Origin of the sequence: Tepidibacter formicigenes DSM 15518, assembly GCF_900142235.1 — a bacterium.
Taxonomy (GTDB): Bacteria; Bacillota; Clostridia; order Peptostreptococcales; family Peptostreptococcaceae; genus Tepidibacter; species Tepidibacter formicigenes.
In genome coordinates this window covers 1-16,395 of the sequence record NZ_FRAE01000055.1, presented here as the reverse complement: position 1 = coordinate 16,395, position 16,395 = coordinate 1, and the positions used below count along the sequence as shown (strand labels likewise).

15 protein-coding genes, 1 rRNA gene and 1 pseudogene are annotated in these 16,395 nt (G+C 26.8%); 13 read left to right on the top strand and 4 right to left on the bottom strand.

The annotated features are described in order from the left end of the window. A 5S ribosomal RNA gene (rrf, locus tag BUA77_RS09955) occupies nt 1-83 on the top strand; the annotation flags it as partial. A gap of 117 nt (nt 84-200) precedes the next feature. Here rrf and BUA77_RS09950 read toward each other — a convergent pair. Both BUA77_RS09950 and BUA77_RS09945 read right to left on the bottom strand, forming a co-directional pair. Next, nucleotides 201-1,844: a carbon starvation CstA family protein gene (locus tag BUA77_RS09950; RefSeq protein WP_072889739.1), complete on the bottom strand. Its 1,644-nt coding sequence runs from the start codon at nt 1,842-1,844 to the stop codon at nt 201-203. 381 nt (nt 1,845-2,225) lie between these two features. Continuing rightward, nucleotides 2,226-2,576 (bottom strand): hypothetical protein, encoded by a 351-nt coding sequence (locus tag BUA77_RS09945; protein WP_072889737.1) that lies wholly within the window; start codon nt 2,574-2,576, stop codon nt 2,226-2,228. Nucleotides 2,577-2,786: 210 nt separating this feature from the next. Here BUA77_RS09945 and BUA77_RS09940 point away from each other — a divergent pair, with 210 nt between their 5' ends. The 5 genes from BUA77_RS09940 to BUA77_RS09920 all read left to right on the top strand — a co-directional run bounded on the left by BUA77_RS09940 (nt 2,787) and on the right by BUA77_RS09920 (nt 8,905). After that, nucleotides 2,787-3,215 carry a YkvA family protein gene (locus BUA77_RS09940; protein WP_072889735.1) on the top strand — a complete coding sequence of 143 codons (429 nt, stop codon included), beginning with the start codon at nt 2,787-2,789 and terminating at the stop codon, nt 3,213-3,215. A gap of 178 nt (nt 3,216-3,393) precedes the next feature. After that, nucleotides 3,394-4,494 (top strand): DNA-processing protein DprA, encoded by a 1,101-nt coding sequence (gene dprA / locus BUA77_RS09935; RefSeq protein ID WP_072889733.1) that lies wholly within the window; start codon nt 3,394-3,396, stop codon nt 4,492-4,494. A gap of 28 nt (nt 4,495-4,522) precedes the next feature. Further along, the gene (topA, locus tag BUA77_RS09930) at nt 4,523-6,589 is read left to right on the top strand and encodes a type I DNA topoisomerase (RefSeq protein WP_072889731.1); all 2,067 of its coding nucleotides are present in this window, start codon (nt 4,523-4,525) and stop codon (nt 6,587-6,589) included. Between the two features lie 142 nt (nt 6,590-6,731). Next, nucleotides 6,732-7,511 carry a GTP-sensing pleiotropic transcriptional regulator CodY gene (gene codY, locus BUA77_RS09925; protein ID WP_072889729.1) on the top strand — a complete coding sequence of 260 codons (780 nt, stop codon included), beginning with the start codon at nt 6,732-6,734 and terminating at the stop codon, nt 7,509-7,511. 122 nt (nt 7,512-7,633) lie between these two features. After that, nucleotides 7,634-8,905 carry a replication-associated recombination protein A gene (locus BUA77_RS09920; RefSeq protein WP_072889726.1) on the top strand — a complete coding sequence of 424 codons (1,272 nt, stop codon included), beginning with the start codon at nt 7,634-7,636 and terminating at the stop codon, nt 8,903-8,905. Between the two features lie 50 nt (nt 8,906-8,955). Here BUA77_RS09920 and BUA77_RS09915 read toward each other — a convergent pair whose 3' ends face one another. Further along, a complete protein-coding gene (locus BUA77_RS09915; RefSeq protein WP_072889723.1) occupies nt 8,956-10,275 on the bottom strand; it encodes an aminotransferase class V-fold PLP-dependent enzyme in 1,320 nt (439 codons plus the stop codon). Between the two features lie 124 nt (nt 10,276-10,399). Further along, nucleotides 10,400-10,957, bottom strand: a complete 558-nt coding sequence (locus BUA77_RS09910; RefSeq protein WP_072889720.1) for a hypothetical protein — start codon at nt 10,955-10,957, stop codon at nt 10,400-10,402. A 287-nt stretch (nt 10,958-11,244) separates the two neighbouring features. On the opposite strand from BUA77_RS09910, the gene BUA77_RS09905 reads away from it, so the two are divergent. The 7 genes and pseudogenes from BUA77_RS09905 to BUA77_RS09875 form a co-directional block, all read left to right on the top strand. Then, on the top strand, nt 11,245-12,864 hold the full coding sequence (locus BUA77_RS09905) for a YceG family protein (protein ID WP_072889718.1): 1,620 nt from the start codon (nt 11,245-11,247) through the stop codon (nt 12,862-12,864). 24 nt (nt 12,865-12,888) lie between these two features. Beyond that, nucleotides 12,889-13,959, top strand: a complete 1,071-nt coding sequence (locus tag BUA77_RS09900) for a toxic anion resistance protein (protein WP_072889716.1) — start codon at nt 12,889-12,891, stop codon at nt 13,957-13,959. Between the two features lie 38 nt (nt 13,960-13,997). Continuing rightward, nucleotides 13,998-14,579 (top strand): TerD family protein, encoded by a 582-nt coding sequence (locus tag BUA77_RS09895; protein WP_072889714.1) that lies wholly within the window; start codon nt 13,998-14,000, stop codon nt 14,577-14,579. 9 nt (nt 14,580-14,588) lie between these two features. Next, entirely contained in the window at nt 14,589-15,269 is a 681-nt protein-coding gene (locus BUA77_RS09890) for a TIGR00266 family protein (protein WP_072889712.1), read from the top strand. Between the two features lie 51 nt (nt 15,270-15,320). Further along, nucleotides 15,321-15,923, top strand: a complete 603-nt coding sequence (locus tag BUA77_RS09885; RefSeq protein ID WP_072889710.1) for a TerD family protein — start codon at nt 15,321-15,323, stop codon at nt 15,921-15,923. 23 nt (nt 15,924-15,946) lie between these two features. Further along, nucleotides 15,947-16,090, top strand: a pseudogene (locus tag BUA77_RS09880) (TerD family protein); the annotation flags it as partial. A gap of 88 nt (nt 16,091-16,178) precedes the next feature. Continuing rightward, nucleotides 16,179-16,395: transposase zinc-binding domain-containing protein (locus BUA77_RS09875; RefSeq protein WP_200773953.1), on the top strand; the 217-nt coding region annotated here is incomplete at its 3' end.

Genomic DNA, 16,395 nt, shown 5'->3' with positions numbered 1-16,395 from the left:
CCATTCCGAACACAGAAGTTAAGCTCCTTAGCGCCGATGGTACTTGGAGGGAAGCCTCCTGGGAGAGTAGGACGTAGCCACGTAATCTTTTTTATTTTCCTTAAATATGCTTATAGATAGCTAATTTACATTTTAAATAGCATTAATAGATATAAAAGATAAAAAAGCGATCAATGATCGCTTTTTTAATGTATATTCTTCTATTGTTTTTTAGATAACATTAATATTTTTTTTGCTTCACCAGCTACTATTATTGCAAGAACTATTAAAATAGCAGATGTAATTCCTAAAATATAGTTAGGATTTGGACCAAATAGATGATTATATCCTTGGTATATCAAAGCAGCGAAAGTTGTTATAATCATAAAAATAGCTGGATAAAGAGTATATTTAGTAGTTTTTTTAACACCTACGAGATAAGCTGTTACAACAAGTAAAGCAAGAGCTGCAACTAATTGATTAGATGCTCCAAACATTGGCCAAATAATATTATATGTTCCTGTATAACCTAAGTAGAAAGCTGGTATTGTAATGAATAATGATCCTATAAATCTATTTTTTAAAACAGGCATTTTTGGACCAATTAGTTCTGCGGCTACAAATCTTCCTAGACGAATAGTAGTATCAAGAGTAGTCATAACAAATGTTTTTAACATCGTTATTCCAAATAGCATTCCAAAAGTACCAAGAAGTGGTTGAGTTATTCTACCATAGCCCATACCAAATGCTTTAATAGGACCATCACTGCCAAGTATATTAAAAAATGAAAATTGTTCCATACCTGAAGGAGCAATCCAGAATAAACCTGCAGAAACAGTAATTACAGCTAAAGTTGCAAGAACTCCTTCTAGGAGCATTGCTCCGTAACCAACTAATTTACCTTGAGATTCCTTAGCTAATTGTTTAGATGTAGTTCCACTACCAACTAATGAATGAAAACCTGAAATTGCACCACAGGCTACTATTATAAATAACATTGGCCAAATTGGCCCGCTTTTACTGCTAAAACCAGTGAAAAATGGTGCATTAATATTAGGATGAGTAACTAGTGTTCCAATAAATCCAATACCTAAACCTATTATTAAAATCCAATTAGAAATATAATCTCTTGGTTGTAAAAGCATCCATACAGGCAATACAGAAGCTAGAAGACCATATCCCATTAAAAGAATAAACCAAAAGGTGAAAGATCCTTTTCCTTCAAATGGAACGCTAATAGGGAATTTAAATCCTAAGTAAATCAATGTAAACAAACATAATAAAGCTATTATTGTACCAATTGGTAGAGGTAAATTCTTTTTATAAACCATATAACCAAATAACATTGCCACAGGGATTATGCCAAAAGTTGGTATAACCACTTGTGGCGTTGATTTTAAAGTATTTGCTGCTACAAAACCAAATACAGCTACAACTAGTATCAATGTTATTAAAACAAAAATGGAAAAAAGGTTTCTGGCTCTAGTTCCAATTACCTTTTGAGCAACTTCAGGTACACTATTACCATCATGTCTAACTGATACCATTAAAGAAAGATAATCATGTACTGCTCCAATAAAGACAGTTCCAATTAGTATCCATATCATAGCTGAACCCCATCCAAATGCTGCAACAGCAGCTACAGGTCCAAGAATAGGTCCAGCCCCTGCGATAGAAGAAAAATGATGTCCGAATAAAACCATTTTATTTGCAGGATAAAAATCTACTCCATCATTTTTAGAAATAGCTGGAGTTTCAATTTCATCATTAGGACTAATTATTTTCTTTTCTAATGTGCCTCCATACCACTTATAAGCAAAATAATACCAAACTATAGCAATTGTAATAAGAAATGCAGAATTCATGTAAAATCCTCCTTTTTTATTGTATTTTCAATTTTGAAAATGAATAATTTTATTCCTTTCATTATAATTTTATTCTTGATTTTTGAAAAAATTACAAATATAAGTTTTTATAAAAGTAAAGTATTATATTAAGTTATGATTTTATACAAACATTCTTTTCAGGAGGAATTGTACTTGCTTATTCTTATATAATTTATGAAGAAAAAGATAAAAAGCTCTTTTTTAGATAGTTTCTATTATTTAAGGATTTTGGAATTTATTAGTGTTGTTATTAAATTAACAGAAGTAATAAAAGTTTATATAAGATAAAGGTTTTTAATATGAAATTAAAGATAGAGCTTGATTTATTTTATTAAACCAAGCTCTATCTTTAGGTATTATTTAAAATAATCTAAAAATAAATGACAATACAGCTATTTTAAAAAATAAACTAGTAAGGGATGTTACAAGACCTATACCAATTGCCCAATATCCAAGTGTTTTTGCCTTTGAAAATACTGATACTATACCTAACACAATTCCGATTACACCAAATGTTACAGGATAAGTGAATAAAGAAACAATAGATGATAAAATGGCTAAATAACCAATTATATTTGAACTTTCAAATACATTATCATAATTTCTATTCTCGGAATATTCAGTTTTATTTGGTGCAAATTCTGTAGCATACTCCACATTATCATCACGATATTTTTTATTATCCTTTCTATTATTGTGCTTTCTACTCATTAAATCACATCCTTTTTATTTATATTACTTAATAATAGTTTTTTCATTTTTTTAAATAATAATTAGTTAAATTATTACAAATTTATCTTAATTTATAATTAATAGTAGAAAATTAATTTAATTTCATATAAAATATATAAAAAGAGGAGAATTTATAAAAAGTTATTAAGTATAAAAGGCATTATTTGCAAAAAAAGGGGAGATAAGAAAATGATAAGTCCTAATGAAGTTGCTAAAGAAGTCTTAAGTTCTCAACATTTTAAAGAAGCTAGAAGTAATGCTGAAAAATATTCAAGAAATCCTAAAAAAATTAAAGATTTACTTAAAAAAGTTAGTGAAAAAACCAATGAAATGGAAAAATATGAGAAAAAAGCACCTATATCAGAACTGTTAGAAAATATAAATATTTTATATAGACTCATAAAAGCTTATTATGATAAAGAGTATAGAGACATAGCTATTCAATCTGTAATTTGGGCTATTGTTGCAATAACATATTTTGTTAGTCCTGTAGATTTTATACCTGATTCTATGCGAAATATAGGGTATATAGATGATATTTTAGTAGTATTATTTGTATTAAAATCAATAAAACATGATGTTGATGATTTTCTTAATTGGGAATCTCAAAAACAATAAGTAATTTCTTTACATCATATTCTATATATTAATGAAAGAAAAAATTAATATTGAGTTTTTTAGAAAGATAGGAATGTTTCCTATCTTTTTCATTTTGCATTTTATTTTATTTAATGTATAATGATAGTTAAAATGTGCATAATATCCATTAAAATTATTAATCATAAGGAGTACATTTATGAAAATTGATGATATATACCTTTTATTATGGCATATAAAAGGAGTAGGATATAAAACAATAAATAAACTAGAAGATTATTTTAATGGACTTGAGAATTTTAATGAGCTAGATGAAGCTGAAATATATAAAATTCCTAATATGAGTTTAAAAACAAAGGAAAATATAGTAAACTATAGAAGTTCAGCTTATTTAGAAATAATAAAAGAAAACCTGCACAAAAATAATATAAATTATATAACAATAAATAATCCTAGATATCCGCAAAAATTAAAAAATATATACGATCCACCTTATGTACTTTTTGTTAAAGGAAATATAGATATATTAAATGATTTCTCAATAGCTATGGTTGGATCAAGAAAGCCTACGAGATATGGCATTTGGTGTGCAAAAAAATTTAGTAAAGAATTGTCATCATTAGGGGTCAATATAATAAGTGGAATGGCTATAGGAATAGATTCTTATAGTCATCTAGGTTGTTTAAATAGTAAAGGAAAAACAATAGCAGTTTTAGGTTCTTCTATTGATAAACCATATCCAAAGGAAAACATAAAGCTTATGAATGATATAGTAGAAAGTGGTGGAGCTGTGGTTTGCGAGTATCCTCTAGAAACATTACCAAGACCAGGTTATTTTCCAATGAGAAATAGAATAATAAGTGGAATATGTGATGGTGTTTTAATTGTAGAAGCTGGAGAAAAAAGTGGATCTTTAATAACTATGGATTATGCTTTAGAACATGGAAAGAATATTTTTTCTATACCAGGTAATATAAATTCTTATATGAGTAAGGGAACTAATAAAATTATAAAAGAAGGAGCAAAATTAATTACTTGTGTTGATGATATATTAGAAGAATATGATATTTTTTACGATAAAACTTCAACATTTCAATATAAACAAAATATAGACTTATCTCAAGATGAGTATAGTGTTGTAAATAGTTTAAGCAAATATGGTTCTTTACATGTAGATTTAATTTGTAAATATACGAAACTACATATTAAAGATATATTAGGTATTTTAAACATTTTAGAAATAAAAGGTATAGTAACGGAGTTAGGAAATAAAATATATAATATAAATAACTTACAATAAATATTGAAAATTTTTGGGGGTGCACTTAATGGCAAAAAATTTAGTTATAGTTGAATCACCAGCTAAAGCCAAAACCATAGGAAAATTTTTAGGGAGAAACTATACAGTTAAAGCATCCGTAGGACATGTTCGAGACTTACCTAAAAGTAAATTAGGGGTAGATATAGAGAATAATTTTGAACCTCATTATATAAATATTAGAGGAAAAGGGCCTGTAATAAATGAGCTAAAAAAAGAAGCAAAAAAAGCTGATAAAATATTCTTAGCAACAGACCCAGATAGAGAAGGAGAAGCTATATCTTGGCATTTAGCACATATTTTGAAGTTAGAAGAATGTGAAAACTGTAGGATAGAATTTAATGAAATAACAAAGGATGCTATAAAAAAAGCAATAAAAAAACCTAGAACCATAGATAGAAAAGTAGTAGATGCTCAGCAAGCAAGAAGAGTTTTAGATAGACTTTTAGGATATAAAATAAGTCCTCTTCTTTGGCAGAAAATAAGAAAAGGGCTTAGTGCAGGAAGGGTACAATCTGTTGCTACAAAAATAATATGTGATAGAGAAAAAGAAATAAAAGAATTTATACCAGAGGAGTATTGGAGTATAGAATTAATATGTAAAGTTATAAATGAAAAAGTTGAATTTAAGTTTTATGGAAATAAAGGCAAAAAAATTGAGTTAAAAAATAAAGAGCAAGTAGATAGTGTATTAAATGAAATAAAAAATAAAAATTTAATTATAGAAACAATAGAAGTAAAAGAAAGAAAGAAATCTCCACCTAAGCCTTTTACAACAAGTATTCTTCAACAGGAAGCTGCTAATAAGTTAGGATTTTCAACTAAAAAAACAATGATAATTGCACAGCAGCTATATGAAGGTATAGAGATAAAAGGAGAAGGTACTGTAGGTCTAATATCTTATATAAGAACAGATTCCCAAAGAATTTCTGAAGAAGCTATAAGCAAAGGAAAGGAATATATATTAGAAAATTTTGGAGATAAATACTTTAAAGGGTTTGAAAATAAAAAATCTAAAGGTAAAAAAGTGCAAGATGCTCATGAAGCAATAAGGCCAACTTCTATTGTTAGAACTCCAGAAATTATAAAAGGTTCTTTAAATAATGATCAATATAAATTGTACAATCTTATATGGTCAAGATTTGTTGCAAGTCTTATGAAAGATGCAATATATGAGAATTTTAATGTTTTAGCTAAAATAGGAGATTATATATTTAAGACTTCAGGATATAAATTAAAATTTGATGGATTTCTTAGGGTATATTCTTTTTTAAATAAAGAAGATAAATTGCTTCCAGAAATTAATGAAGGTATGGAGCTTAATATAGAAAATATGCTACCTAAACAACATTTTACACAGCCACCAGCTAGATTTACAGAAGCTAGCTTAGTTAAAACCTTAGAAGAATTAGGAATAGGAAGACCTAGTACTTATGCTCCAACAATTGCAACTATATTAACAAGAGAATACGTTGAAAAAAATGGGAATACCCTAGTTCCTACAGAACTTGGAATCTTAGTTACAGAAATAATGGAAGAGAATTTTCAAAAATTTGTGGATTTAGATTTTACCGCTGAAATGGAAAATATGTTGGATTTGGTGGAAGAAGGAGAAAAAAACTGGAAAGAAGTAGTTAAACAAGTATATGAACCTTTAGAAGAAGCTATAGAAATTGCAAAAGAGAAAATAGAAAAGGTAACTATTGAACAAGAAACTGATGAAATTTGTGAAAAATGTGGTTCCAATATGGTGATTAAATATGGAAGGTTTGGAAAATTCCTAGCATGTAAAAACTATCCAGAATGCAAAACGACAAAGCCTCTTCTTAATAAAGCAGGAGTTAAATGTCCAAAATGCGAAGAAGGAGAAATAATAATAAGAAAAAGTAAAAAAGGAAGGGTATTTTATGGATGCTCTAGATATCCAGAATGTGATTTCATATCCTGGAATAAGCCTACAGGAGAGAAGTGTAAAAAATGTGGAGATTATTTAGTTTATAAAGAAACAAAAAAAGAGCAAAAAATAGTATGTTCAAATAAAGAGTGTGATTTTGAAAAAAAGTCGAAAATTAGCTAAAATTAGGTTGCTAAATTTTATAAACTATGATAATATTTCAAATGTGTCCTGTATATATTATTTAAAATTATGAAATTCTAAAAAATTCTAAAAAATTTGAATTTATGGATAAAGATATACATGTTTAAAGAGGAGGATAATTATGGCTAGTGAACTACTAGAAAAAACTAGGAAGATAAATAAAATATTACAAAGATCTGGAACTACTCCTGTATCATTTCCCCAATTATGTGATATATTAAGTGAAGTTTTAAATACTAATACTTATATTATTAGTGCAAAAGGAAAAGTACTAGGAGTACATTTAACTGATGTTAAAAATAGTGCTGTAATAGTTGATGAAGAAACTGGTGAAGAAAAATTACCTGATGAATATACTCAGAATATAATGAAAGTATCAGAAACATTAGAAAATATTACTGGAGATGAATTCTTAGAGATATTCAAATATGATATAGAAAGTTATAATAAAATTACAACTCTTGTACCAATCATAGGTAGTGGAGAAAGACTTGGTACTCTACTTCTTTCTAGATATGAAAATAAATTTACAGATGATGATATTGTATTAGCTGAATATAGTGCTACAGTTGTAGGTCTTGAAATACTTAGAGCAAAGTCTGAGGAAATGGAAGAGGAAATGAGAAAGAAAACTGTAGTTCAAATGGCTATAGGAACTCTTTCTTATTCAGAGCTTGAAGCTGTAGAACATATATTTAATGAACTGGATGGAACTGAAGGATTACTTGTTGCTAGTAAAATAGCAGATAGAGTAGGAATAACTAGATCGGTTATAGTAAATGCTTTAAGAAAGTTTGAAAGTGCAGGAGTTATAGAATCTAGATCTTTAGGAATGAAAGGTACTCACATTAGGATATTAAATGAGAAGTTATTAGATGAGTTAAATAAGCTTAAAAAGTAATTAGTTGATTGATTTAAAGGTCCTAGTATTATTTTTATTGCTTAAAAAGCAAATTAAAATAATACTAGGACTTTTTAAATTTATATTTGTAAAAGTATAAAAAAGAAAGAGTGGTGATAATTTTGACAAAGCCATTAGCGGATAAGATAAGACCTAAAGATGTAAAAGATGTTGTAGGACAAAGTCATTTATTAGGTGAAAATAAAATTCTAAATAGAATATTATCTTCTGGATATATAACTAATATGATATTTTATGGACCTCCAGGTGTAGGTAAAACAACAGTTGCAAATATTATTGCTAAAATTACAAATAAGAAATTTTATAAAATAAATGCCACAAATGCATCTTTAGAAGACATAAAAAGGATAATAAAGGATTTAGATAGTTTGATGACTTTAAATGGGGTACTGTTATATTTAGATGAAATTCAGAATTTTAATAAAAAACAGCAACAATCCCTTCTTGAATTTATGGAAAATGGGAAAATTACACTGATTGCAAGTACAACAGAAAATCCGTATCACTATGTTTATAAAGCAATACTTAGTAGATCAACAGTGCTTGAGTTTAAAATGTTAACTAAAGAAGAGATAATTAAAGGATTAAGAAGAGCAATAGATGTATCTAAAAAAGATTTAAGTGATATAAATATAGAATATGATGAAAATGTTTTAGAGTATATTGCAAATGTAAGTAACGGTGATTTGAGAAAAGCTATTAATGCTATTGAACTTGCTATATATTCTACAAAGCCAAATAAAGATAGGGGTATATATATAGATTTGAGTATTGCTAAAGAATGTACTCAAAAAAAGGTTTTAAATTATGATAAATCTGGAGATAGTCATTATGATATTTTAAGTGCATTTCAAAAGTCCATTAGAGGAAGTGACCCAGATGCTTCTATACATTATCTTGCAAGACTTATTAAGGCTGGAGACTTAATTTCTATTTGCAGAAGATTGCTAGTAATAGCATGTGAAGATATTGGAATGGCTTATCCTAATGCTATAAACATAGTAAAGTCTTGTGTTGACAGTGCTATGCAGCTGGGATTTCCCGAAGCTAGGATACCACTTTCACAAGCTACATTAGTACTTGCTACAGCTCCAAAGTCAAATTCAGCATATATGGCTATTGATCTTGCACTTAATGATTTAGATTCAAAAGATGTTGGAGATATACCTATATATCTTAAAGATTCTCATTATAGTGGAGCAAATAAATTAGGTAGAGGTGTTGATTATAAATATCCCCATAGTTATAAAAATAATTATGTAAAACAGCAGTATCTTCCTGAAAATATTAAAAATGCAGAATATTATATTCCTGGAAAAAATAAAATGGAGCAAAAGGTTGAGAATTACTTGAGGTACATAAAAAATTACTAAAAGTTTAACATGAAAAAGAGGGATTTTCCCTCTTTAAATGCTTAAAATTTTCAAATAGATTTATATTTTTCAATATAATATTCTTTATTTTTCACAATTTTGTTCAACATTTTAATTAAAATATCAATTTCCTTATAATCGTTATATAAACCAAAGCTTATTCGAACCATACCAGGATGAGGAAGATTAGAATCAATAATTCTTTTTTCTATTTCTTCTTTAGAAATATTTAAAAGTTGCTGAATATAAGGTTGAGCACAAAAACACCCATTTCTAACAGCTATTCCTCCTTCACAAGAAAGTATTTTAGCTACTAGCTCATGAGAAATACCTTCTATATTAAAAGAAATAATACTAGATTTATCTTTATAATTCTCACAATCTCCATATAACTTAATATCAGGTATTAATTTGAGGTTTTCTATTGTGTAATTTGTTAAATTTCTTTCATGTATTTCTAGATTATTCATTCCTAACTTATTTAATGTTTTTATAGCTTTTATCAGAGCTACAACACCCATTACATTAGGAGTTCCAGCTTCATATTTTTCGGGAGGATGAGTCCATTTAACAAAATCATGTGTTACAATATCAACTGTTCCTCCACCTACATAATCAGGATCTTTTTTTTCAAATGTAGATTTAGGACCAATAAGCACACCAGTTCCAAAAGGTGCATACATTTTATGTGCAGAAAAAACAAGATAATCTATATGATCTTCATGGTTTTGAGCTTTCATATCCATGGCAGCATGGGGGATTAATTGAGCTCCATCAACAAGTATTTCTGAACCATACTTATGTGCTAAAGAAGCTATTTTGTGTATAGGGTTTTTATATCCAGTTACATTTGATAAGCCAGTTACAGTTACAAGTTTTACAGAGTTACTATGTTGTATAAGCTTATTTTTTAAATCGTTTAAATCTAATCTTCCTAAGCTGTCAATATTAACATAATCTATTTTGCATTTTTTTCTCCACGGTAAATCATTTGAATGATGCTCCATACATGTAGATAAAACTGTAAATTCACCATATTTTTGTGAAAGTATATTACAAAGCATATTGATTGCTTCTGTAGCATTTTTTACATATATAACAGTATTATATTTAAGATCTGCTTTAACAAAATCTGCAACTATTTTTCTAGACTTATCATATATTTCGGAAGAAAGTTGAGATTTATATCCTTTTCCTCTGTGTATTGAAGAATACCATGTTGAAAAATTTAAAATTTCATTTAAAACAGATATGAAAGGAGGAGTTGTTGCTGCGTTATCAAAATTAATGTATTTGACAAGTTTTCCATTAGTAAGAGGAACTTTAGAGTTAACCCCAACAACAAGTTTTTTATATTTATCAAATTTCACATTATTCACCTACTTGAAATAATTTGCATTATTTTTGTATTATTTTATGTACTAACTATATAAAGGTGAATAAAATTAAAAAGTCCTAATAAAAACATTAGGACTTTTGTTTTGGAATTTTTTGTTAATCATATGATTTTTTGTTTAAAGTTAAAAAAGCAGCAATTAACCCTCCTATATTGTTTAAAATAATATCTATCATTGTATCATTTAATCCATGTTGACTTTGAGCACTAGATAATGCATCAATTGTATGTTCTAAAACTTCAAAAAGCTGACCTAAAAAACCTCCTAAAATAAAAGTAAAAATAAATATGAAAGGCTTAGAATTGTTTTTCAAAAAATTTAATTTTTTAAAAAAAGAAATACATAACAAAGATGCAGATAGTGTTCCATAAAAGTGTAAAAATTTATCCCACCACAATGTATTATCATAAAGTTTTAAAGTTTTTCCGAAAAAAGAATGAAAAGTAGATAGTATAAATATAAGTAGTATAGAAAGTTGATTTATGTGTATATTTGTTATTTTTTGAAATACTAAGATAAACATATTAAAAAGTAGTATTAAAAAAATTCCAATTGCTTCTAAATATTCTTTAGAAAATACAAAAATAAATACAGAATAAATTTGAAGTAATAGTAATATTAAAAGTATTGTTTTAAAAAAAATATTTCTTTTCATAAAATTCTCCTATATAAATTAAATTTTTATTATTGTAGTTTTTCCATAAATGATTCTTTTATTACAAAGTATTGAATAGTATATAAAAATTAATTATCATACATATACAAAATAATACATTTTATGGTAAAATGTATTATGAATTTAAAAAATATAAGCATTATATAAACTTTAGGATAGTTTTCAATATGTATTGATAAAATTTTAAAATTATACTAAAATGTAAAAAATAAAAAATTTTAACATATAATTAAGTTTTGATATTAAAAAGGAGGAGTTAGGCGTAGATGAGTGAATTCCAATTTTATAATCTTGTTCTGAACTCTATAAATACAAAAACAAAAAATATATATGAAGATATATTTCTACAGCCTAAAGATAGACGGGGTTTTGCTTTTAATACACAACTTATAGTAACACCTATATATTTTTATAGAGTAATAGGTATATCTAACGAAAAGGAATATTATGATACAATTTTTAATCTTCATTTTAAACTTTTAGAATTAGATTCATTATATATAAAGTTTGATAAATCTTTAGATAAGAATATTCCAAGGGAATTAATTGATAAAGTAAACAGAGCTTGGTTTCAAATGGAAAAAACTAGCCTAGCTAATCCGGAAAGTATAGTTAAAAGAGTAAATAAATATAATGTTTTATCAAATATAAACAAAGTAAAAGATGATTTAATTAAATCTAAATTATGTATGCTATTGAATATATTCATGAAGAATCAGAAAAATATAAATATAATTAAAAATTTCTATATAAAAATACTATATTGGGTTGAAAGATACGCTATAAAACCATTCTCAGATTATGTGTATGGAGAAACAAATCCAAAGGTACTATTTTATGGAGATATACAAAGAGATGAAATATATTTTTTATTATTTCTTTCTTTAATAGGATTTGATGTTATATATTTTAATTCGTTTAGTGGAAGTAAATTTAAGGATATTATTAATATAGATAATTATTCAAATGTATTAGAATATTCAAATAGAGTACCGTTAAAACCATTTCCTTTTATGCCTAGTATAAAAAGAGAAGAAACAGTAGCATATAAGGCTTCAAAAGAAATAAATCAAGTACTTCATACAGAAGATAGTGGAGTATATACTCCATGGCAATTTGAAGATTATAATCTTGTTCCAAACTCTTTGAAAACTACTTATGATGAATTGCTAATATTGTGGAAAGAAGAAGCTAGATTTAGACCAGGATTTAAAGTAAAAGATAGAATGGTATTTATGCCTAATATATTTGCTAAAGTAAATGGAGCGACATCAGATTTAAATATTTATTGGAAAAATTTAGATATATTGATAAGTAAAAAAGGGTTAACAATATTTATAGAAAATATACCGTTTACAAAAAATAAATATTATACTATACGAAAAGATTTATTGAACAATAATGGAATATTTAATTTAGAGAAAATAATTTCATTAAAAGAATATAATTTTATTTATTTAAAGACATCTGTTCAAAATTTGATTTTAACAAAACTAAATGAATTGGTTGCATCTACGGATATATTTAATTTTGAGATTACCTTAGAATTTAAATTTAAAATCTTATATACAATTTTAAATTTAGATAAGAAATATTTAGAATTACTACAAAAATTTGATTATCCTCTACAAATACCAAAATTGGTTGTATTTGATGGGAATGAAAATGTTTTTAGTGAATCAGATTTTATAATTCTAGCTTTTTTACATCTTATAGGTTTTGATATTGTCATTTTAACACCAACAGGATATAACAATATAGAAAATGGAATAAATCCATATTATTATGATATACATAAACTTGAAAATTTAAAGTTTGGATTAACTATTCATAATAAGTCTAAAAAAGATTTGAAAAAAAGGAGTATTTTTGATTTTTTTAAATAGCTTTATATGAAAGGGAGAATTTTTATGAATGAAATTTTAGAGGTGAAAGAAGTAGATTTAGAAAAAAAAGTAAATGAGATAGAACAAAAGGTAAAAGCATCATCAGAAATAAAAGCTTTAGCAGATCAAATTAATATAAATAATGTACAATCTATTATGTCATTTGGTAAAGAAACTGCAACAGAGATAGCTCAATTTAGTGATCGTATTTTGTCTAATATTAATAATTCTTCTGTTGAAGATAGTGGAAGAATGCTTGTTCAGTTAAATAATATTATGAAAAAGTTTGATAAAAAAGATTTTGACGAAGAAAAAAAGGGATTTATTTCTAAAATATTTAGAAAAGTAAAAAATGATATTAATAAATTGTTAGACAAATACCAAACAATTGATAAAGAAATAGAAAAAATATATGTTGAAATTAAACAGTATGAAAATGAAATTAACAAAAGTAATTTAATGCTTGAAGAAATGTTTGATAAAAACATGATGTATTATGAAAAATTAGAAAAATATATTCAAGCAGGTTATTTAGTTATAGAACATATTAAAAATAATATAATTCCTGAGCTAGAAAAAAACGCAAATTCTGGGCAGCAGATTGAAGCTTTAAAGCTTCAGTCTACAAATTATGCACTTGAAATGATAGAGCAAAGAGTTCATGATTTAGAATTAGCAAAGATGGTAGCACTTCAAACTGCCCCTCAAATTAAATTAATTGCAAGAGGTAATTATAATTTAGTTAGAAAAATTAATAGTGCTTTTGTAGTTACTATTCCTGTATTTAAAACAGGTTTAATACAGGCTATAGCTATAAAAAGACAAAAAATACAAGCAGATGCCATGGAAGCTCTAGATAAAACTACTAATGAAATGCTACTTAAAAATGCACAGAATATAGCTAATCAATCAGTTGATATTGCAAAATTAACTTCTGGAACAAGTATAAAAATTGAAACTTTAGAAAAAACTTTTGAAACTATAATTAAAGGAATTGAGGATACAAAACAAATAGAATTAGAAAATAAGCAAAAAAGGGAAGAAAGTAAAATGAAATTATTAGATTTACAAAAAAAATTAGAACAAAGAAGATAGTATTAAAAATTTAAATAAATAGAAAGAGGTGTTTTATTATGGCAGTTAGTTTAAAAAAAGGACAAAAAGTTGATTTAACAAAAACTAATCCTGGACTTAATAATATTTTAGTGGGTTTAGGTTGGGATGTTAATAAATATGATGGAGGATATGATTTTGATTTAGATTCAGCGGTTTTTTTACTTACTGAATCAGGAAAAGTAAATAATGATAGTGATTTTATATTTTATAATAATTTAAAACATGAATCAGGATCAGTTACTCATCTAGGAGATAATCGTACAGGAGATGGTGAAGGTGATGATGAACAGGTAAAAATTGAATTAAATAAAGTTCCAGCAAATATTCATAAAATTGATTTTACTGTGACTATTCATGATGCTATTGAAAGAGCACAAAATTTTGGACAAGTATCTAATGCTTATATACGTGTAGTAAATGAAGAAACTAATGAAGAGTTAATTAGATATGATTTAGGAGAAGATTTTAGTATAGAAAATGCTATAGTAGTTGGAGAACTGTATAGGCATAATGGAGAATGGAAATTTAATGCAATTGGAAGTGGATTTGAAGGTGGACTTGCAGCACTTTGTAATAATTTTGGAATAAATATAGGATAGGTATAAATAATGAGGTATGATATTTTATATAAAGGAGCTTTTCCTATAGTTAAGGTGAATCTTGAAAAAGGAGAGCTTATTAAAGCTGAATCAGGAGCCATGGTATCAATGACTTCAACTATTGATGTTGATGGTAAATTAGAAGGTGGAGTATTTAAAGGAATAGGAAGGATGTTTTCAGGAGAGAATTTGTTCTTTCAAAATTTAGTTGCTAATAGAGGAAAAGGAGAGGTTCTTTTAGCACCTTCTATTCCAGGTGATATTGTTGATGTAGATTTAGATGGTTCTTATGGACTATGCATACAAAAGGATGGATTTTTGGCAGCTACTCAAGAAGTTGAAATTTCAACTCAAGTACAAAATGTATTGAAAGGAATTTTTTCAGGGGAAGGTTTTTTTATACTGAAAGTTAGGGGAAAAGGAGTCACTTTTATTAATTCATATGGTTCAATTCATGCTATAAATATCCCTGATGGAGAAGAGCGGATAATTGATAATGGTCATTTAGTTGCATGGCCAGATTATATGGAATATAGTATTGAAAAAGCTTCTAAAGGGTGGGTTTCTAGTTTTACTTCTGGAGAAGGTTTTGTTTGTAGATTTAAAGGACCAGGTACAGTACTTATTCAAACCAGAAATCCCGAAGGATTTGGAAATTGGATTCAGCAGTTTATGCCTACTTCAAAATAAGAATGATGTATAATTGTGAAAAATATTATAAACTGAAAGAGGGGAATAAATATGGCTATTAGCTTACAAAAAGGTCAAAGAATAGATTTAACTAAAGGAAATCCGGGATTATCAAAAATTATGGTAGCACTTGGTTGGGATCCTGCAAAAAAAAGTGCAGGAGGATTTTTAGGTTCTTTATTTGGAGGAGGAACTTCTGCTATTGATTGTGATGCATCAGTATTAATGCTTAATGAAAATGGTAAACTAGCTAATAAGAATGATTTAATATATTTTGGTAATTTAAAAAGCAAATGTGCAAGTGTAAAGCATAGTGGAGATAATCTTACAGGTGATGGAGATGGAGATGATGAACAAATTTTTGTGGAATTATCTAAAGTTCCTTCAAATATACATAAACTAGTTTTTGTAGTAAATATTTATGACTGTGTACGTCGCAAACAAGATTTTGGACATATAGGAAATGCTTTTATACGTATAGTAAATCTTTCAAATAATCAAGAAATTACTAGATTTAATTTAACAGATGATTACTCTGGAAAAACAACTTTAATTGTAGGAGAAGTATATCGTCATAATGGAGAATGGAAGTTTGCTGCTATAGGAGAAGGGACAACAGATACTTCACTAAGTGAAATTTCTAGAAGATATTAAAATAGATAAGGGGGAAGTGTAATATGTCTATTAGCTTAGTAAAAGGGCAAAAAATTGATTTAACAAAAACAAATCCTGGAGTAACTAAAGTTATGATTGGACTTGGTTGGGATACTAATAAATATTCTGGAGGATTTGATTTTGATCTTGATGCGTCAGCTTTTTTAATATTAAGTAGGAAATTATAAAATTTCAAAATCTGTGGAAAACTTGCTAAAATATATGTATAAGTATTGAAAAAAGAGAGATGAAGAGATGACTAAAGTAACATTAAAAAAAATATTGCAAGATAATTGGCAAAACTTTTTAAAGAAAAAAATTAAAAGAATTCCGAAGGTAATAAGGGCAGATGTTATAGAAACAGTTGAAAAAGCAATGGACTGTGGGAGGCTAGAAAAGGGATATACAGAGTATATGTGTTTAGAATGCATGGAAAGTAAGAGAGTAGGCTTTACATGTAAAAGTAAATTTT

Bases quoted from the DNA above. Each gene is read 5' to 3' on its own strand.
- BUA77_RS09885 (WP_072889710.1), top strand. From the start codon at position 15,321: ATGGCTATTAGCTTACAAAAAGGTCAAAGAATAGATTTAACTAAAGGA.
- BUA77_RS09895 (WP_072889714.1), top strand. From the start codon at position 13,998: ATGGCAGTTAGTTTAAAAAAAGGACAAAAAGTTGATTTAACAAAAACT.
- BUA77_RS09890 (WP_072889712.1), top strand. From the start codon at position 14,589: ATGAGGTATGATATTTTATATAAAGGAGCTTTTCCTATAGTTAAGGTG.
- BUA77_RS09945 (WP_072889737.1), bottom strand. From the start codon at position 2,576: ATGAGTAGAAAGCACAATAATAGAAAGGATAATAAAAAATATCGTGAT.
- BUA77_RS09950 (WP_072889739.1), bottom strand. From the start codon at position 1,844: ATGAATTCTGCATTTCTTATTACAATTGCTATAGTTTGGTATTATTTT.
- dprA (WP_072889733.1), top strand. From the start codon at position 3,394: ATGAAAATTGATGATATATACCTTTTATTATGGCATATAAAAGGAGTA.
- codY (WP_072889729.1), top strand. From the start codon at position 6,732: ATGGCTAGTGAACTACTAGAAAAAACTAGGAAGATAAATAAAATATTA.
- BUA77_RS09900 (WP_072889716.1), top strand. From the start codon at position 12,889: ATGAATGAAATTTTAGAGGTGAAAGAAGTAGATTTAGAAAAAAAAGTA.
- BUA77_RS09910 (WP_072889720.1), bottom strand. From the start codon at position 10,957: ATGAAAAGAAATATTTTTTTTAAAACAATACTTTTAATATTACTATTA.
- BUA77_RS09905 (WP_072889718.1), top strand. From the start codon at position 11,245: ATGAGTGAATTCCAATTTTATAATCTTGTTCTGAACTCTATAAATACA.
- topA (WP_072889731.1), top strand. From the start codon at position 4,523: ATGGCAAAAAATTTAGTTATAGTTGAATCACCAGCTAAAGCCAAAACC.
- BUA77_RS09940 (WP_072889735.1), top strand. From the start codon at position 2,787: ATGATAAGTCCTAATGAAGTTGCTAAAGAAGTCTTAAGTTCTCAACAT.